The organism is Streptomyces sp. NPDC002788, from assembly GCF_053592115.1.
Genome location: NZ_JBSFVB010000002.1, coordinates 393,775 through 410,494 on the forward strand (window position 1 = coordinate 393,775; position 16,720 = coordinate 410,494).

The window sequence follows — 16,720 nt, forward strand, 5'->3', positions numbered from 1 at the left end:
TCTCAGAAGACCTCGGACCCCGCCTTGCCGTAGGCGCGCTGGGCGGGGACGGCCGGGGCCTCGACGGGGATCTCCACCACCGGCTGCTCCGGGGCGCCGATCTCGGGGATCGCGCCGGTGGGCGTACCCGGGGCGGCGGCGACCAGGGCGGCCGGGTGGCCGCCGCGGCGACGGATCGCGCCGGGCAGCAGCGGGCGCCCGCCGGTGTGCAGGGCGACGGCGGTCATCGGCAGGGCGATCACCAGCAGTCCGGCGCCGAGGACCGCGCCCATGACCGGGAACCCGGCCTGCGCCGACAGCACGCTGCCGGTCAGCGGCCCGGCGGCCGTGCCCAGCGAGGACGCCGAACCGACCAGCACCGCCCAGCGCCCCCGCGGGTCGAGCGAGGCGGCCAGCCCGATCAGGTACGACAGCACCACCGGGTACAGCGTGTTCCAGGCGATCTCGCCGGCCGCGAAACTCCCCAGGCCGGTGGCGGAGGCGCTGAGCACGATGCAGCCGGCGATGAGGACCGTGCCCGCCCCGATCGGCACCGCACGCCCGAGCCGCGCCCCGAGCGCGCCGGCCGCCAGGACGCCGGTGAGTCCGGCGCCCAGTGCCACGGCGAAGACGGCACCGACGGTGGCCTCGCCGAGGTGCGCCTGCTCCAGTCCGATCCGGCCGCTCACGCCCCACAGCGAGTTCTGCGCGAGTGACCAGCACACCATGGCGGCGGCCAGCACCAGTCCCGAACGGGCATGCGGCAGCCGGGACCTGCCCTGCCGCGTGGGGGCAGGGGGGGTGCCGACGGGGAGCCGGCCGGTCAGCGGCCACACGGCGAGGGCCGTGAGAGCGATCGCGGCCAGCGGCAGACCGTGCCCCGGGCCGAGGTGCGGCACCGTCAGATACACGGCGCCCGCGAGGGCGGAGACGCTGAGCAACCCGGCTGTGGAGGCCCGGTGCGGATCCCGCTGCGCGGCGATGAGCGTGGCGGCGACGGTGGTGGCCGTACCGGAACCGAACCCGCCGACCACCGCTCCGGCGACGACGGCCGGGACCGTGGTGGTCAGGGCGGCGCCGCCGTAGCCGATCAGGGCCAGGGCGAGGCCGAGCCGGGCGAGGGTGCGGGCCCCGATCCGTTCGACCCGGGAGGCCAGGGCGAATCCGGCGGCGGCCGAACTCAGCAGCAGGGCACTGCCGACGGCACCGGCCTGCGTGGCGGAGAGCGGAAGGGCCGAGTCGAGTCGGCCGACGGTGGTCGGCAGCAGATACGGAGCGAGGTATCCGGCCGTGAAAAGGGCGACGAGGGGCCAGGGGGTGGTGCGAGGGGCGAACACGGGCGTTCCCAGGGCATGCGAAAGGAGCGGCAGGAAAGGGGGATTGGGCGACGACCGTCGACGGACAGGAACGCGCGGGCAATTTGTATCAAGCATGTAGTCACACCCGTGAGCCCGGGGGGTGTGATGTGGAGCACGTTGCGTTTGAGGGAGGAAAGGACGGGTAGAAGTGCGCTTTTTGCTCACGTCGGTGGGCCTTCACCGGCGGGTTTCCGGCTGACGCCAGTGCACGGAACCGCCGCCCGCCGGAACCGTCGCCCCGGACTTCGTCCGGTTCTCCCGCGTCACCGCGACGATCCGCTCCTCGTGCTCCGGTGTGAGAGCTCGTGGACGCGCCCTGAGGGGTCCTTGCACTATGCCCGCCCGGGTCGCGCGGCCTGGCACCGCGCCTCGCCGCATTGCCGAAGTGCCCAGGTAGCTCCGCTACCTGGGCACTCCGGCGCCTTGCGGTGCACGGCACCGGACCACGCGACCTGATCGGACGCTCATAGTGCAAGGACCCCTGAGTCCGACACGGGCCGATCACGGTCGGCCCGCCCGCCCGGTTGACGTCCGTATAGCCGACCTTCATTCTCATCCATGGATGACGTCCATATGGGGAAATCGCCGTGGGCGGCGGACCGCTCACCGGCGTCCGCCGGCCCGGCCGCCCTCACCACCCTCCTCACCGCCGGACTCGACCTCGTGGGAGCCGCTCCGTGAATCTCGCCATCACCGACGTACGGCTGACGCCGATCCTGGTCGCGGACCCGCCGCTGCTGAACACCCAGGGCGTGCACCAGCCGTACACACCCCGGCTGATCGTCGAGGTCGTCACGGCGGACGGGGTCACGGGCGTGGGGGAGACCTACGGCGACGCCAAGTACCTGGAGCTGGCCCGGCCCTTCGCCGAGCGGCTGAAGGGACGCCAGGTCAGCGATCTGAACGGGCTGTTCACGATCGCGGACGAGGTGGCCGTGGACGCCTCCCGGATCGATGACGCCGTCGACGTGGGAGGGCTGCGCGGCGTCCAGACCGCCGGCAAACTGCGACTGTCCGTGGTCTCCGGCTTCGAGGTCGCCTGCCTCGACGCCCTCGGCAAGGCGCTCGGACTGCCCGTCCACGCGCTGCTCGGCGGCAAGGTGCGCGACGCCGTCGAGTACAGCGCCTACCTGTTCTACAAGTGGGCCGACCACCCGGAGGGGGTCCGCGCGGAGAAGGACGACTGGGGCGCCGCCCTCGACCCCGCGGGGGTCGTGGAACAGGCCCGGCGGTTCACGGAGCGGTACGGCTTCACCTCCTTCAAGCTCAAGGGCGGTGTCTTCCCGCCCGACCAGGAGATCGCCGCCGTCCGGGCGCTCGCCCGGGCCTTCCCGGGGCATCCGCTGCGGCTGGACCCCAACGGCGCCTGGTCGGTCGAGGCCTCGCTGCGGGTGGCCGAGGAGCTCGGGGACGTCCTCGAGTACCTGGAGGACCCCACGCTCGGCACCTCCGGCATGGCCGAGGTCGCCGCGAGGACCGGGGTGCCGCTCGCCACCAACATGTGCGTGACGACCTTCGCCGAGATCGAGGAGGCGTTCACCCGGGGCGCCGTGCAGGTCGTGCTGTCCGACCACCACTACTGGGGCGGACTGCGCAACACCCAGCAACTCGCCGCCGTCTGCCGCACCTTCGGCGTCGGCGTGTCCATGCACTCCAACACCCACCTGGGCATCTCGCTCGCCGCGATGACCCACGTGGCGGCCACCGTCCCCGACCTCCACCACGCCTGCGACTCCCACTACCCCTGGCAGTCGGAGGACGTCCTCACCGAGCGGCTCACCTTCCGGGGCGGCAAGGTCGCGGTGTCCGACGCGCCCGGACTCGGCGTGGAGCTCGACCGCGAGCGGCTGGCCGTACTGCACCGGCGGTGGCGGGACGACGACGGGGCGCTGCGGGACCGCGACGACGCGGCGGCCATGCGGATCACCGACCCGGAGTGGGTGACGCCCTCGATGCCCCGCTGGTAGTGCCCGCGGCTTCGCGGGCGGGGACGCGCGGGTCCGGCGCGAGCTGACGGGACGGGCGGGTCCGGCGTGATCGGCGTCACGGTTGACGGTGATGTGGTGCAGACTGGCCTGATCCGCACCACGTCAGGGAGCGCATCGTGATCGCGTCCACCGCCCCGGCAGGAAAGGGCCCGGCCGGAAAGGGGTCGCACCGTCAGACCCAGGTCGATCCCCTCGCGCCGCTGCGCAGGCCGGACGACCCGCCCTGGGACGTCTACCTCACCGGCACCGTCTTCCTCGACATCATCTTCACCGGCCTCGACTCCGCCCCGGTGCGCGGTACCGAGTCCTGGGCGCGCGGGATGGGGTCGAGCCCCGGCGGCGTCGCCAACATGGCCACCGCGCTGGCCCGCCTCGGCCTGCGTACGTCCCTCGCGGCGGCCTTCGGCGACGACCACTACGGCGACTACTGCTGGGACGCCCTGGAGCACGGCGAGGGCATCGACCTCTCCCCGTCGCGCACGGTGCCCGGCTGGCACTCCCCGGTGACCGTCTCCATGGCGTACGAGGGGGAGCGCACGATGGTCTCGCACGGCCACGAGCCGCCCCCGGCGGAACCGGCCCCGCAGTGCCCGCCCCGCGCCCGAGCCGCCGTCGCCTCCCTCGCGCCCGGCGTGAGCGCGCCCTGGATCGCCCAGGCCGCGAGCAAGGGCACGCGGGTCTTCGGCGACGTCGGCTGGGACGACACCGGGGCGTGGGATCTGGCGGGGCTGCCCGACCTGCGGCACTGCGAGGCGTTCCTGCCGAACGCGCAGGAGGCCATGCGGTACACGGGCGCGGACTGCCCGCGGGCCGCCGCGCACGCCCTGACCGCGTACGTGCCGCTCGCCGTGGTGACCCTCGGGGCGGACGGGGCGTACGCCGTGGACCGGCGTACGGGAGAGACGGCGGAGGTGCCGGCGATCGAGGTCGAGGCGCTGGATCCGACCGGGGCGGGGGACGTCTTCGTGGCCGGGTTCGTGGCCGGGACGCTGGCGGGCTGGCCGCTCGCCGATCGGCTGGCCTTCGCCGGGCTGACCGCGGCGTTGTCGGTGCAGGAGTTCGGCGGGTCGCTGTCGGCACCGGGGTGGTCGGAGATCGCGGCGTGGTGGCGGAGGGTGCAGTCGGTGGAGGGGCAGGATCCGGTGGGGCTTCGGCGGTACGGGTTCCTCGCGGGGCTTGTGCCGGAGGAGCTGGTGAGGCCCTGGCCGTTGCGGCGCGCGGTGCCTACGATCGGGTTCCGGCGCTCGGCGTGATTCGAACCGTCCCGGAGGGCGCCGCCCCTCAGATGAAACCCCGCCCCCAAAACCCCTACGGCGTTGTCACTCCCCCGTCGTACCCTGGGAATCGCGAGGCCGCCCTCAGCTGCGCGGCCGTGACGAGGAGGAACCGCAGGCCTTCAGCGCCGGCCCATGACTCAGACACCCACAGCTCACACCCCCGCGCAGGAGCAGGCGAGAGCGCAGTTCACCGTCCCCGCCCAACACCCCATGGTGACCGTGCTGGGGTCCGGCGACTCCCTCCTGCGCGTGATCGAGAAGGCCTTCCCGGCGGCCGACATCCACGTCCGGGGCAATGAGATCAGCGCGGTCGGCGACCCCGTGGACGTCGCCCTCATCGCCCGCGTGTTCGACGAGATGATGCTGGTGCTCCGCACCGGGCAGCCGATGACGGAGGACGCAGTGGAACGCTCGATCGCCATGCTCAAGGCGAGCGACAACGGCGAGAGCGACGGCCAGGAGACCCCGGCCCAGGTGCTCACCCAGAACATCCTGTCCTCGCGCGGCCGCACGATCCGTCCCAAGACGCTCAACCAGAAGCGCTACGTGGACGCGATCGACAAGCACACGATCGTCTTCGGCATCGGCCCGGCCGGTACCGGCAAGACCTACCTGGCGATGGCCAAGGCGGTGCAGGCCCTGCAGTCCAAGCAGGTCAACCGCATCATCCTGACCCGCCCGGCGGTCGAGGCCGGAGAGCGGCTCGGATTCCTCCCGGGCACGCTCTACGAGAAGATCGACCCGTACCTGCGCCCGCTCTACGACGCGCTGCACGACATGCTCGACCCGGACTCGATCCCGCGGCTGATGGCGGCGGGCACGATCGAGGTCGCGCCGCTGGCGTACATGAGGGGCAGGACCCTCAATGACGCCTTCATCATCCTGGACGAGGCCCAGAACACGAGCCCCGAGCAGATGAAGATGTTCCTCACCCGCCTCGGCTTCGACTCGAAGATCGTGATCACGGGTGACGTGACGCAGGTCGACCTCCCGGACGGGACCAAGAGCGGTCTGCGCCAGGTCCAGGACATCCTGGAGGGCGTCGAGGACGTCCACTTCTCCCGGCTGTCGTCGCACGACGTCGTCCGGCACAAGCTGGTGGGCCGTATCGTCGACGCGTACGAGAAGTACGACACCGAGCACGGCACCCAGAACGGCGCGAACAAGAGCCGGGGCAAGTCCGGGCACAAGGGGAAGTAGACAAGCACCACACCATGTCGATCGACGTCAACAACGAGTCCGGCACCGAGGTCGACGAGCAGGCGATCCTCGACATCGCCCGCTACGCGCTCGCGCGGATGCGCATCCACCCGCTGTCCGAACTGTCGGTGATCGTCGTGGACGCCGACGCCATGGAGCAGCTCCACATCCAGTGGATGGACCTCCCGGGCCCCACGGATGTCATGTCCTTCCCCATGGACGAGCTGCGCCCGCCGTCCAAGGACGACGACGAGCCGCCGCAGGGGCTGCTCGGCGACATCGTGCTGTGCCCCGAGGTCGCTCAGAAGCAGGGCAGGGAAGCGGACACGCAGCACTCCATGGACGAGGAGCTCCAGCTGCTCACCGTCCACGGAGTGCTGCACCTGCTGGGCTACGACCACGAGGAACCGGACGAGAAGGCCGAGATGTTCGGCCTCCAGGCGGCCATCGTGGACGGCTGGCGTGCGGAGCGCGGCCTGACCGGCCCGTCCCCGGCGCCGACGGTCTCGTAGCGCCGCCGATGAGTCCGCAACTCGCCCTGGGCGCCATCGCTCTGGTCGTCGTGGCCTGGCTCGCCGCCTGCGCGGAGGCGGGCCTCGCGCGGGTCTCCAGCTTCCGTGCCGAGGAGGCCGTGCGCAGCGGCCGGCGCGGCAGCGCGAAACTCGCCCAGGTCGCCGCCGACCCGACCCGCTACCTCAACGTGGCGCTGCTGGTCCGCGTCGCCTGCGAGATGGCCGCCGCCGCGCTGATCACCTACGGCTGCCTCCAGGAGTTCGACGGCACCACCCAGGCCCTCCTGGTCGCCATCGCGGTCATGGTCCTCGTGTCGTACGTCGCTGTCGGGGTCTCGCCGCGCACCATCGGCCGCCAGCACCCCATGAACACGGCGACGCTCTCGGCGTACGTCCTGGTGCCGCTGGCCCGGATCATGGGCCCGATCCCGTCTCTGCTGATCCTCATCGGCAACGCGCTCACCCCCGGCAAGGGCTTCCGGCGCGGCCCCTTCGCCTCCGAGGCGGAGCTGCGCGCGCTGGTCGACCTCGCCGAGAAGGAGTCGCTCATCGAGGACGAGGAGCGCCGCATGGTGCACTCGGTCTTCGAACTGGGCGACACCCTCGTCCGTGAGGTCATGGTCCCGCGCACGGACCTGGTGGTCATCGAGCGCTTCAAGACCATCCGCCAGGCCCTCACCCTCGCCCTGCGCTCCGGCTTCTCCCGCATCCCGGTGACCGGCGAGAGCGAGGACGACATCGTCGGGATCGTGTATCTGAAGGACCTGGTCCGCAAGACGCACATCAGCCGGGACGCCGAGTCCGAGCAGGTGTCCACGGCGATGCGCCCGGCGTTCTTCGTGCCCGACACCAAGAACGCCGGCGACCTGCTGCGCGAGATGCAGAAGGAACGCAACCACGTCGCCGTCGTCATCGACGAGTACGGCGGCACGGCCGGCATCGTCACCATCGAGGACATCCTCGAGGAGATCGTCGGCGAGATCACCGACGAGTACGACCGTGAACTGCCGCCGGTGGAGGACCTCGGCAAGGACCGCTTCCGCGTCACCGCCCGCCTCGACATCAGCGACCTGGGCGAGCTGTACGGCCTGGAGGCGTTCGACGACGAGGACGTGGAGACGGTCGGCGGCCTGCTGGCCAAGGCGCTGGGCCGGGTGCCCATCGCCGGGGCGTCGTCCGTGGTCGGTCTCCCCGACGGCCGGGAGCTCCGCCTGACCGCGGAGGCCGCGGCCGGCCGCCGGAACAAGATCGTGACGGTGCTGGCGGAGCCGGTGGACCCGGGCGATCCGCCGGAGGAGGAGAAGCCGGAGTGACCCCGCGGGAACTGCGCGCGTTCTGCCTGTCCTTCAACGCGGCGGAGGAGGACTTCCCCTTCAGCCCGGAGATCTCGGTCTTCAAGGTGCGGGGGAAGCTCTTCGCCCTGTCGTTCCTCGACGCGGTCCCCCTGAAGGTCAACCTCAAGTGCGACCCGGACGACGCGATCCGCCTGCGCCGCGAGCACGAGGGGCTCATCGTCCCCGGCTGGCACATGAACAAGCGCCACTGGAACACGGTCACGGCCGACGGCGACCTCCCCGACCGGCTGGTCCGGGAGCTCATCGAGGACTCCTACGACCTGGTCGTCGCGGGCCTGCCGCGAGCGGACCGCCTGCGCCTCGACCGGCCGTGACGCTTCCGTATGCTCGGATCATGACCGACAGCAGCGCGCTCGACCCCGAGGACCGCAAGATCGTCACCCTGGCCCGTTCCGCGCGGGCCCGCAACGGCGTGCCCGAGGGGGCTGCCGTACGGGACGAGACCGGACGTACCTATGTCGCGGGCACCGTGGCCCTCGACTCCCTGAAGCTGAGCGCCCTGCGGGCGGCGGTGGCGATGGCGGTGGCCTCGGGTGCCCGGTCGCTGGAGGCCGCTGCCGTGGTGACAGAGGCCGGGACCGCGTCCGACGAGGACCGGGCGGCCGTACGGGACCTGGGCAGCGCGCAGACGCCGGTGCTGGTGGCGGGGCCGGACGGGACGGTCCGCACCACGGTCACCGCCGGCTGAACTCCGCTGGACCGGCGGTGATCAGGCCAGTCTCCACCTTGCCGCCTCCTGCTCCACGCGCCTCGATCCCGGCGATGGGCCGGGCGCGAGCTACAGCGCGTCCGGCCCGCGCTCGCCGGTCCGCACCCGCACCACCGTGTCGACGGGCAGCGCCCACACCTTGCCGTCGCCGATCTTGCCGGTGTGGGCGGCCTTCACGACCGCGTCGATGACGGCCTCGGCGTCCGCGTCCTCGACGACGACCTCGATCCGGACCTTCGGCACCAGGTCGACCTGGTACTCGGCGCCGCGGTACACCTCGGTGTGACCGCGCTGCCGGCCGTAGCCGCTGGCCTCGCTGACGGTCAGGCCGTGCGCACCGAGTGCCTGCAGGGCGTTCTTGACCTCGTCGAGGCGGTACGGCTTGACGATGGCGGTGATGAGCTTCATGCCTGGGTGGTGACCTTCTGGGCGGGGGAGACGACGGAGGAGGAGACCGGGGCGCCGTGGCCCAGGACCCCGTGATCGTAGGCCGTCTCGGCGTGCACCGTAAGGTCCAGGCCGGTCTGCTCCTGCTCCTCGCTCGCGCGGAAGCCCATGGTGCCGTCGATCAGCTTGCCGATCCCGTACGTCACACCGAACGCGTAGCCGGCGACCACCACCACGGCCAGCAGCTGCTTGCCGAGCTGGGTGAGGCCGCCCCCGTAGAGGAGGCCCTCCGCGCCGCCGGTCATCGACTCGACCGCGAAGACGCCGATCAGGAGCGTGCCGATGACCCCGCCGACCAGGTGGACGCCGACGACGTCGAGGGAGTCGTCGTAGTTCAGCTTGAACTTCCAGCTCACGGCGTACGAGCAGACCGCGCCGGCGGCGAGGCCGACGACCAGCGCGCCGAGCAGGGAGACGGAGCCGCAGGACGGGGTGATGGCGACCAGGCCCGCGACCGCGCCGGACGCGGCGCCCAGGGTCGTGGGGTGGCCGTCGCGCTTGTGCTCCACGAAGAGCCAGCCGAGCAGGCCGGTGCAGCCCGCGGTGAGGGTGTTGAGGAACGCGGCGGCCGCGAGGCCGTTGGCGCCGAGGGCCGAGCCGGCGTTGAAGCCGAACCAGCCGAACCAGAGCAGGCCGGCGCCGAGCATCACCATGGGCAGGTTGTGCGGGCGCATGGCGTCCTTCTTGAAGCCCATGCGCGGGCCCAGGACCAGGCACAACGCGAGCCCCGAGGCGCCGGAGACGATCTCGACGGGCAGCCCGCCGGCGAAGTCCAGGGCACCGAGCCGCTCCAGGATCCAGCCGCCCGGGCCCCACACCCAGTGCGCGACCGGAACGTATACGAGCAGCGCCCACACCGGTACGAAGACCAGCCAGGCCCCGAACTTGGCCCGGTCCGCGACCGCGCCGCTGATCAGCGCGGCCGTGATGATCGCGAAGGTGAGCTGGAAGGTGGCGAACAGGAGGGTGGGGACGGTGCCCTGGACGCTGTCCGGGCCCAGGCCGCTCATGCCCGCGTGGTCGAGCCCGCCGATGAGACCGCCCGCGGCGTCCTCGCCGAAGGCCAGGGAGTAGCCGGCGGCCAGCCACACCACCGTCACCAGGGCGATCGACACGAAGCTCATCATCAGCATGTTGAGCACGCTCTTCGTGCGGACCATGCCCCCGTAGAACAGGGCCAGGCCCGGGGTCATCAGCAGGACGAGGGCGGTGGCGGCGAGCAGCCAGGCGGTGTCGCCGGTGTCTGCGCTTGCGGCGGCCAGGGGCACGGTGTCTCCAACGGGTGGGGGCTCCGGGGGCTCGTCAGAGGTTCACCGGCGTGCGTTTCCGGTTGCGTACGGGTGTGTTTCGCAGGTGTTTCGTCGCGTGAGGGTTTCGGGAAGCTCACAGCGCCGGGGGTGCGCGGGGCGCTGTGCGGAGGGGCTTCGTGGATCAGGGAGAATGGGCGGCATGAGTGTTCGTACCCAGTCATCCGAAGAGCCGGCTGAAGCTGTCCACAGGGCTGGCTTCGCCTGCTTCGTGGGCCGCCCCAATGCGGGCAAGTCCACCCTCACGAATGCTCTGGTCGGCCAGAAGGTGGCGATCACGGCGAACCAGCCGCAGACGACGCGGCACACCGTGCGGGGCATCGTGCACCGCCCGGACGCCCAGCTCATCCTGGTCGACACACCGGGTCTGCACAAACCGCGCACGCTGCTGGGCGAGCGGCTCAACGACGTCGTACGCACGACATGGGCCGAGGTGGACGTGATCGGCTTCTGCCTGCCGGCGAACGAGAAGCTCGGCCCCGGTGACCGCTTCATCGCGAAGGAACTGGCGTCCATCCGGAAGACGCCGAAGATCGCGATCGTCACCAAGACGGACCTGGTGGACGGCAAGGCGCTCGCCGAGCAGCTCATCGCGATCGACCAGCTCGGCAAGGAGCTCGGCTTCGAGTGGGCGGAGATCGTCCCGGTTTCGGCGGTCGGCGACAAGCAGGTGAACCTGCTGGCCGACCTGATCGTCCCGCTCCTGCCGGAGGGCCCGCCGCTCTACCCCGAGGGCGACCTGACCGACGAGCCCGAGCAGGTCATGATCGCGGAGCTGATCCGGGAGGCCGCGCTGGAGGGCGTGCGCGACGAGCTTCCGCACTCCATCGCCGTGGTCGTCGAGGAGATGCTCCCCCGCGAGGACCGCCCCGCCGACAAGCCCCTCCTCGACATCCACGCCTTCGTCTACATCGAGCGCCCCAGCCAGAAGGGCATCATCATCGGCCCCAAGGGCAAGCGCCTGAAGGAGGTCGGCATCAAGTCCCGCAAGCAGATCGAGGCCCTGCTCGGAACCCCGGTGTTCCTGGATCTGCATGTGAAGGTGGCCAAGGACTGGCAGCGGGACCCGAAGCAGTTGCGCAAGCTGGGGTTCTGAGGCTCCGCGCTACAACGCCGTCGCCAGGCTCGCCCACACGGCGTTGCCGCCCGTCAGCGGCGAGCGGGTGATGCCCCAGCTGTCCGCTATCTCCCGGACCAGCAGCAGGCCGCGGCCGCCCTCGTCGTCGAGGTCCGGGCAGCGGTCGGGGATGCCGAGGCCCGTGCGGTCGCCGTCGTGGACCTCCAGCCGGAAACGCGCCTTGGTCACCAGCTGCACGCCGCACAGGATCCGCTCGCTGAGCGTGTGCAGTACGGCGTTGGTCACCAGTTCGGACACGAGCAGGACGGCGTTCGCGCACACCTCGTCGGGCACCTGCCACGAGGCCAGCCGCGCCCGCAGGGCGTGACGGGCGACTCTGACACTGGTCCGCTGCGGCGGCAGCTCCAGCCAGTCGGTGCGCCCCGGGCGGAGCGCCTCCAGGAACCGGGGGGTGGAAGTCGTGTGGGGGGACACGGCGATCGCCTTCCGTGGGGGGTGGACGCAGTCGAGGAAGGGGCGAGCGGGAACGGACCAGGCCGAAAGGGGTTCGAGTGTCCGGTTCCGGATCACACAAGTAACTATGCGCGCAGCGCAGTTCACGCTGCAACCATCTCCCTGATAATTTCAGAAGGACCGTATCGCCCCGGCGGCCTCGTCAAGCCCCTGTCAGCGTGCTGCCGGTGACGACCCCTCAGGGAGGCAGTGCGTGAGCGACGCCCGATCAGGCTCCGGCGCAGGCGCCCCCACCGTGCTCCGCATGATCCTCGGCCGCCGCCTCCAGGAGGCACGGCAGCACGCGGGCCTGTCCCTCGACGACGCGGCCAGGGCCCTGCGCGTGACCCCGCTGACCATCCGCCGCCTGGAGAAGGCGGAGGTCGGGCTGAAGATCCTCTACGTCGAGAAGCTGCTGGAGACCTACGGGGCCGGCCGGCAGGAGATCGACGAGTTCGTCGACCTGGCCGAGCGGGCCAACGAGCCCGGCTGGTGGCACCCGTACCGCGATGTCATGCCGGCCTGGTTCACCGCCTACGTGAGCCTGGAGGCCGGCGCCAGAACCCTGCGCACCTACGAACCGCAGTACGTCACGGGTCTGCTCCAGACGCCCGGGTACGCGCGCGCCGTCCTGCGCGGCGGCTTCCCGAACGACGACGAGGACGACCTCGAGCGGCGCGTGGAGCTGCGGTTGCGCCGCCAGAGCCTGCTCACCGAGCCGGACGCGCCCACGCTGTGGGTGGTGATGGAGGAGGCCGTGCTGCACCGCGTGGTGGGTGGCGCCGAGGTGATGCGGGAGCAGATCGACCGGCTGCTGGAGGCGTCCGAGCTGGAGCACGTCAGCGTCGACGTCGTGCCGTTCTCCGCGGGCGCCCACGTCGGCGCCTGCGCACCCTTCACCTACTTCCGGTTCGAGGAGCGGGAGCTGCCCGACATCGTCTACAGCGAGATCCTCTCGGCCTCCGTCTACCTCGACCAGCGTGCCGACGTCGCGGCCCATCTGGAGGCGCACAACCGGCTGTCGCTGAAGACCTCGTCCGCGGACAGCAAGGCGCTGTTGAACCGCATGCGGAAGGAGTACTCATGACCATCGTCGAGGGCGCCGTCTACAACGGGATGCCCGCGTCGGATCTCGGGGAACAGGGCTGGGAACGCCCGTGGAGCGGCCCCAACGGGGGCCAGTGCGTGGAGACGAAGCAGCTCGCCGACGGCCGCGTGGCGATGCGGCAGTCGGCCGATCCCGCCGGTCCCGCGCTGATCTACACGCCCGAGGAGATCACCGCGTTCGTCGCGGGGGTCAAGGAGGGCCTCGCCGACCATCTGACGGCCCGCTGAAGCCCCACGCACTCGCACCACCACCCCCCACGAGAGGCACCCCATGAACCACACGCAGGCCGCGCGGGACATCGACACCAGCAGGCCGCACTCCGCCCGCATGTACGACTACTACCTTGGCGGCAAGGACCACTTCGAGGTGGACGAGCAGGCCGCCGAGCGGGTCGCCGCGGCCTACCCCGCCATCTTCGTGTGCGCCCGCGAGAACCGCGCCTTCATGCACCGCGCCACCCGGGTCCTCGCCCGCGAGCACGGCATCCGCCAGTGGCTGGACATAGGCACCGGCATCCCCACCGAGCCCAACCTGCACCAGGTCGCCCAGTCCGTGGTCCCCGACGCCCGGGTGGTCTACGCCGACAACGACCCGCTCGTCCTCAAGTACGCCGAGCGTCTGATGCGCAGCACCTCCGAGGGCCGCACCACCTACATCGAGGCGGACGTCAACGACCCGCAGTCGCTGCTGAACGCGCCCGAGCTGGCCGAGGTCCTGGACCTGGACCGCCCGGTCGCGCTGTCCCTCAACGCCCTCATGCACTTCGTCACCGACGCCCAGGACCCGTACGGCATCGTGCGCCGCCTGCTGGACGCGCTGCCCTCGGGCAGCGCCCTGGCGCTGAGCCACTGCACGCCCGACTTCGACCCCGCCACCTGGCAGAAGGTCACCGACATCTACACCTCGGCCGGCACGCCCGTGCAGTTCCGTTCCCGGGAGGCCGTCGCCCGCTTCTTCGACGGCCTGGACCTGCTCGAGCCGGGCGTCACCGTCGGCCACCGCTGGCGTCCCGACGCCGTGGAGGGCGACGCCCCGACGGACGCCGAGGTCAGCCTGTGGACCGGGGTGGGCATCAAGCCGTAGGCGCCTGAGTCCTCAGCATCCGCCGGTACCAGCGGTACGAGGCCTTCGGGGTCCGCTCCAGGGTGCCGAAGTCGACGTGGACCAGGCCGAAACGGCGTGCGTAGCCCTCCGCCCACTCGAAGTTGTCGAGCAGGGACCACACGAAGTAGCCGCGCACGTCGACGCCCGCCTCCACCGCCCGGTGCAGGGCCCGGAGGTGGCCGTCCAGGTAGGTGATGCGGTCCTGGTCGTCGACGCCCGGGTAGGAGCAGCCGTTCTCGGTGATCACGACGGGCGGGAGGCGGTCGCCGTAGCGGTCGCGGAAGACCGTGAGGAGCTCGGTGAGGCCCTCGGGGACGACCGGCCAGCCGAAGTCGGTGACGGGGTGGCCCTCGATCTCCCGTACCGAGAAAGGGAGTTCGGCGGGCATGGTGACCCCGCCGAACTCGATCTCCGCGCCCTGCGGGGCACCCACCCGCGTCGGTGCGTAGTAGTTGACGCCGTACCAGTCGAGGGGCTCGGAGATCACCTTCAGGTCGGCCTCGGTGTCCCCGGGCATCAGTTCTCCGATGCCGTCCGGGTACCGGCCCAGCAGCAGCGGGTCCGCGAACAGACGGTTCAGCAGCAGGTCGTAGAACTCGGCGGCCTCCATGTCGGCCGCCTCGGTGGAGGCCGCCCAGGTCGGCCCGTGCGAGTTGGCGATCCCGATGTCCGTGGCGCCCGAGGCGCGCAGGGCGCGTACGGCCAGCCCGTGCGCCAGCAGCTGGTGGTGGGCGACCGGCAGCGCGTCGAACAGCAGTTTCCTGCCCGGAGCGTGCACGCCCAGGGCGTGGCCCAGCAGGGTGTGCTCGGCAGGCTCGTTCAGGGTGATCCACTTGCTCACGCGATCACCCAGGCGGTCGGCGACCAGGGAAACGTACTCGGCGAAGCGCGCCGCCGTGTCCCGCTCCAGCCAGTCCAGGCCCGCCGGCAGGTCCCAGTGGAACAACGTCGGCACGGGGCGGACGCCGGCCGCGCACAGGTCGTCCACCAGCCGGTCGTAGAAGTCCAGGCCCTTGTCGGACCGCACCCGCGGCCACGAGATCGAGAAGCGGTACGCGTTCACGCCCAGGTCCGCCAGGAGCGCCACGTCCTCGCGGTGGCGGTGGTAGTGGTCGCAGGCCACCGCCGCCGTCGAGCCGTCCTTCACCCGTCCCGGCTCGGCCGTGAAGGCGTCCCACACGGACGGCTCGCGTGCGTCCGCCGCGCCTTCGATCTGGTGCGCGGAGGTCGAGACGCCCCAGAGGAAGCCGGCCGGGAAGCGGGGGATCGGATTGTCTGCGTCAGTCGCCATGCGCTGGATCATCCGTACCGGCGGTAACGGAAGTCAACGGCCGGGTGGCAACTGCCCGTCACGCCCCTTCCTTCAGCACCCGCGAGATCAGTTTCCGCTGTTCATCCGTCAGCCGCGGGTCGGCCGCGTACACCGTCTTCCCGTCCACCGTGATCTGGTAGCTGAACCCGTCCGGAACCCCGACCGGCCGCGTGCTCCGGCCGGCGGCGACGGCCTGTTCGGCCAGCGCGTGCCATTCGGGGGCATCGGCCCGGCCCGAGGTGTCCACCTCGGCATGCCGCTCGATGCCCGCGAACCCGCCCGTACGCCTCACCTGAATCCGCATGGCACCTGTCTAGTACGGAACTACAGGGTCCGCACCCCGACCTGCTCCCACGCCTTCGACACGGCGTCCAGCTCCTCCCCGTCGCCGAACCGCTCCCGGGCGGCCTTGACGGTGAGCGCGGCGAAGTCGGCGAACATCGCCTGCTGCTTCAGCTCGCCGCCGGTCAGCACGTCGTACCAGACCTGGCCCGCCCGCTCCCAGGCGTGGCCGCCGAGAGCCGTGGCGGCGAGGTAGAAGGCGTGGTTCGGGATGCCCGAGTTGATGTGGACACCGCCGTTGTCGCGGCCGGTGCGGACGAAGTCGTCCATCGTGGCCGGCTGCGGGTCCTTGCCCAGGACGTCGTCGTCGTACGCCGTGCCGGGCTCCTTCATGGAGCGCAGCGCCTTGCCCGTCACCCGCGGGGCGAGCAGGCCCGCGCCGATCAGCCAGTCGGCCTCGGCGGCGGTCTGGCCGAGCGTGTACTGCTTGATCAGCGCGCCGAAGACGTCCGACAGGGACTCGTTGAGCGCTCCGGGCTGGCCGAAGTAGGTGAGGTTGGCCGTGTACTGCGTGACGCCGTGGGCGAGTTCGTGGCCGATGACGTCGATCGGGATGGTGAAGTCGAGGAAGATCTCCCCGTCCCCGTCGCCGAACACCATCTGCTCGCCGTTCCAGAAGGCGTTGTTGTAGTCGCGGTCGTAGTGCACGGTCGCGATCAGCGGCAGGCCGTTGCCGTCGATGGAGTCGCGCCGGTACGCCCGCAGGAACAGTTCGAAGGTGGCGCCGAGACCCGCGTAGGCGCGGTTGACGGTGGCGTCCCTGCCGGGTTTGTCGCCCTCGCTGCGGACCGTGTGGCCGGGCAGGTCGGTGCCGTGCCGGGCGTCGTGGATCGTGCGCTGCGGCCTGCCGTCGGCGACCGCGGCGACGGCGGTGGCGCCGAGGACCGTGGTGAGGCGGCGCTGGGTGCGCTCGTAGGCGTCGCGCTGCAGGGTCCGGCGGGCCGGGCCGGCGAGCGCGGGGTCCTCGGCCTGGGCGAGCTTGTCGAGGACATGGGGCGGAACGATGGTGCAGAAGACGGGCTCGAAGCCCCCGTGGGTCGTCATGCCCGGCACCCTTGCACTGCGTGACGAAGCTGTCACTAGTCGCCACCATGATTGGTGAAATACCGGGACAACGTCCTTCACATTCCGTGGTGGAGTGGTATAGCGCAC

The 16,720-nt window shown here is 71.3% G+C and carries 19 protein-coding genes; 12 read left to right on the top strand and 7 right to left on the bottom strand.

Annotation, left to right across the window (positions count from 1 at the left end; genetic code table 11):
* Positions 1 to 2: 2 nt before the first annotated feature.
* A complete protein-coding gene (locus ACWD1U_RS05015; protein WP_451104492.1) occupies positions 3 to 1,316 on the bottom strand; it encodes an MFS transporter in 1,314 nt (437 codons plus the stop codon).
* A gap of 579 nt (positions 1,317 to 1,895) precedes the next feature.
* Here ACWD1U_RS05015 and ACWD1U_RS05020 point away from each other — a divergent pair.
* From ACWD1U_RS05020 to ACWD1U_RS05055, 8 genes are all read left to right on the top strand, one after another.
* On the top strand, positions 1,896 to 2,018 hold the full coding sequence (locus ACWD1U_RS05020; protein ID WP_451104494.1) for a hypothetical protein: 123 nt from the start codon (positions 1,896 to 1,898) through the stop codon (positions 2,016 to 2,018).
* On the top strand, positions 2,015 to 3,304 hold the full coding sequence (locus ACWD1U_RS05025) for a glucarate dehydratase family protein (protein ID WP_451104495.1): 1,290 nt from the start codon (positions 2,015 to 2,017) through the stop codon (positions 3,302 to 3,304). Before ACWD1U_RS05020 ends, ACWD1U_RS05025 begins: the two co-directional genes overlap by 4 nt.
* A 137-nt stretch (positions 3,305 to 3,441) precedes the next feature.
* On the top strand, positions 3,442 to 4,578 hold the full coding sequence (locus tag ACWD1U_RS05030; protein WP_451104497.1) for a carbohydrate kinase family protein: 1,137 nt from the start codon (positions 3,442 to 3,444) through the stop codon (positions 4,576 to 4,578).
* 156 nt (positions 4,579 to 4,734) lie between these two features.
* The gene (locus ACWD1U_RS05035; RefSeq protein ID WP_451104499.1) at positions 4,735 to 5,802 is read left to right on the top strand and encodes a PhoH family protein; all 1,068 of its coding nucleotides are present in this window, start codon (positions 4,735 to 4,737) and stop codon (positions 5,800 to 5,802) included.
* Positions 5,803 to 5,816: 14 nt separating this feature from the next.
* The gene (gene ybeY / locus ACWD1U_RS05040; RefSeq protein WP_355854887.1) at positions 5,817 to 6,314 is read left to right on the top strand and encodes an rRNA maturation RNase YbeY; all 498 of its coding nucleotides are present in this window, start codon (positions 5,817 to 5,819) and stop codon (positions 6,312 to 6,314) included.
* A gap of 8 nt (positions 6,315 to 6,322) precedes the next feature.
* A complete protein-coding gene (locus ACWD1U_RS05045; protein WP_451104502.1) occupies positions 6,323 to 7,627 on the top strand; it encodes a hemolysin family protein in 1,305 nt (434 codons plus the stop codon).
* Entirely contained in the window at positions 7,624 to 7,983 is a 360-nt protein-coding gene (locus ACWD1U_RS05050; RefSeq protein WP_451104503.1) for an MmcQ/YjbR family DNA-binding protein, read from the top strand. The genes ACWD1U_RS05045 and ACWD1U_RS05050 overlap by 4 nt, the downstream gene beginning before the upstream one ends.
* 20 nt (positions 7,984 to 8,003) lie before the next feature.
* Positions 8,004 to 8,357 carry a cytidine deaminase gene (locus tag ACWD1U_RS05055; RefSeq protein ID WP_451104505.1) on the top strand — a complete coding sequence of 118 codons (354 nt, stop codon included), beginning with the start codon at positions 8,004 to 8,006 and terminating at the stop codon, positions 8,355 to 8,357.
* 90 nt (positions 8,358 to 8,447) lie between these two features.
* On the opposite strand, the gene ACWD1U_RS05060 is transcribed toward ACWD1U_RS05055, so the two are convergent.
* Entirely contained in the window at positions 8,448 to 8,786 is a 339-nt protein-coding gene (locus tag ACWD1U_RS05060) for a P-II family nitrogen regulator (protein ID WP_451104507.1), read from the bottom strand.
* A complete protein-coding gene (locus ACWD1U_RS05065) occupies positions 8,783 to 10,093 on the bottom strand; it encodes an ammonium transporter (RefSeq protein ID WP_451104509.1) in 1,311 nt (436 codons plus the stop codon). Before ACWD1U_RS05065 ends, ACWD1U_RS05060 begins: the two co-directional genes overlap by 4 nt.
* Positions 10,094 to 10,265: 172 nt before the next feature.
* Between ACWD1U_RS05065 and era the strand changes: the two genes are divergently transcribed.
* Positions 10,266 to 11,228 (top strand): GTPase Era, encoded by a 963-nt coding sequence (gene era, locus ACWD1U_RS05070; RefSeq protein WP_451104511.1) that lies wholly within the window; start codon positions 10,266 to 10,268, stop codon positions 11,226 to 11,228.
* 9 nt (positions 11,229 to 11,237) lie between these two features.
* On the opposite strand, the gene ACWD1U_RS05075 is transcribed toward era, so the two are convergent.
* Positions 11,238 to 11,684: an ATP-binding protein gene (locus tag ACWD1U_RS05075; RefSeq protein ID WP_451104513.1), complete on the bottom strand. Its 447-nt coding sequence runs from the start codon at positions 11,682 to 11,684 to the stop codon at positions 11,238 to 11,240.
* 232 nt (positions 11,685 to 11,916) lie between these two features.
* On the opposite strand from ACWD1U_RS05075, the gene ACWD1U_RS05080 reads away from it, so the two are divergent.
* From ACWD1U_RS05080 to ACWD1U_RS05090, 3 genes are read left to right on the top strand one after another with little or no spacing between them, the layout of a single operon-like run.
* Positions 11,917 to 12,789 (top strand): helix-turn-helix domain-containing protein, encoded by an 873-nt coding sequence (locus ACWD1U_RS05080; protein ID WP_451104515.1) that lies wholly within the window; start codon positions 11,917 to 11,919, stop codon positions 12,787 to 12,789.
* Positions 12,786 to 13,037: a DUF397 domain-containing protein gene (locus ACWD1U_RS05085; RefSeq protein WP_451104517.1), complete on the top strand. Its 252-nt coding sequence runs from the start codon at positions 12,786 to 12,788 to the stop codon at positions 13,035 to 13,037. The genes ACWD1U_RS05080 and ACWD1U_RS05085 overlap by 4 nt, the downstream gene beginning before the upstream one ends.
* A gap of 43 nt (positions 13,038 to 13,080) precedes the next feature.
* Positions 13,081 to 13,893: an SAM-dependent methyltransferase gene (locus ACWD1U_RS05090; RefSeq protein ID WP_451104519.1), complete on the top strand. Its 813-nt coding sequence runs from the start codon at positions 13,081 to 13,083 to the stop codon at positions 13,891 to 13,893.
* Here ACWD1U_RS05090 and ACWD1U_RS05095 read toward each other — a convergent pair.
* From ACWD1U_RS05095 to ACWD1U_RS05105, 3 genes are read right to left on the bottom strand one after another with little or no spacing between them, the layout of a single operon-like run.
* On the bottom strand, positions 13,883 to 15,205 hold the full coding sequence (locus ACWD1U_RS05095) for a GH1 family beta-glucosidase (RefSeq protein WP_451104521.1): 1,323 nt from the start codon (positions 15,203 to 15,205) through the stop codon (positions 13,883 to 13,885). The two genes, ACWD1U_RS05090 and ACWD1U_RS05095, sit on opposite strands and share 11 nt — an antisense overlap.
* A 58-nt stretch (positions 15,206 to 15,263) precedes the next feature.
* Positions 15,264 to 15,530, bottom strand: coding sequence for a protealysin inhibitor emfourin (locus tag ACWD1U_RS05100; RefSeq protein WP_451104523.1), 267 nt, complete (start codon positions 15,528 to 15,530; stop codon positions 15,264 to 15,266).
* Between the two features lie 20 nt (positions 15,531 to 15,550).
* The gene (locus ACWD1U_RS05105) at positions 15,551 to 16,612 is read right to left on the bottom strand and encodes a M4 family metallopeptidase (protein ID WP_451104525.1); all 1,062 of its coding nucleotides are present in this window, start codon (positions 16,610 to 16,612) and stop codon (positions 15,551 to 15,553) included.
* Between the last annotated feature and the right edge of the window lie 108 nt (positions 16,613 to 16,720).

Coding starts and splice junctions, on each gene's coding strand:
- ACWD1U_RS05020 (WP_451104494.1), top strand. CDS start 1,896: ATGGATGACGTCCATATGGGGAAATCGCCGTGGGCGGCGGACCGCTCA.
- ACWD1U_RS05035 (WP_451104499.1), top strand. CDS start 4,735: ATGACTCAGACACCCACAGCTCACACCCCCGCGCAGGAGCAGGCGAGA.
- ybeY (WP_355854887.1), top strand. CDS start 5,817: ATGTCGATCGACGTCAACAACGAGTCCGGCACCGAGGTCGACGAGCAG.
- ACWD1U_RS05045 (WP_451104502.1), top strand. CDS start 6,323: ATGAGTCCGCAACTCGCCCTGGGCGCCATCGCTCTGGTCGTCGTGGCC.
- ACWD1U_RS05055 (WP_451104505.1), top strand. CDS start 8,004: ATGACCGACAGCAGCGCGCTCGACCCCGAGGACCGCAAGATCGTCACC.
- ACWD1U_RS05060 (WP_451104507.1), bottom strand. CDS start 8,786: ATGAAGCTCATCACCGCCATCGTCAAGCCGTACCGCCTCGACGAGGTC.
- era (WP_451104511.1), top strand. CDS start 10,266: ATGGGCGGCATGAGTGTTCGTACCCAGTCATCCGAAGAGCCGGCTGAA.
- ACWD1U_RS05085 (WP_451104517.1), top strand. CDS start 12,786: ATGACCATCGTCGAGGGCGCCGTCTACAACGGGATGCCCGCGTCGGAT.
- ACWD1U_RS05090 (WP_451104519.1), top strand. CDS start 13,081: ATGAACCACACGCAGGCCGCGCGGGACATCGACACCAGCAGGCCGCAC.
- ACWD1U_RS05095 (WP_451104521.1), bottom strand. CDS start 15,205: ATGGCGACTGACGCAGACAATCCGATCCCCCGCTTCCCGGCCGGCTTC.
- ACWD1U_RS05100 (WP_451104523.1), bottom strand. CDS start 15,530: ATGCGGATTCAGGTGAGGCGTACGGGCGGGTTCGCGGGCATCGAGCGG.
- ACWD1U_RS05105 (WP_451104525.1), bottom strand. CDS start 16,612: ATGACGACCCACGGGGGCTTCGAGCCCGTCTTCTGCACCATCGTTCCG.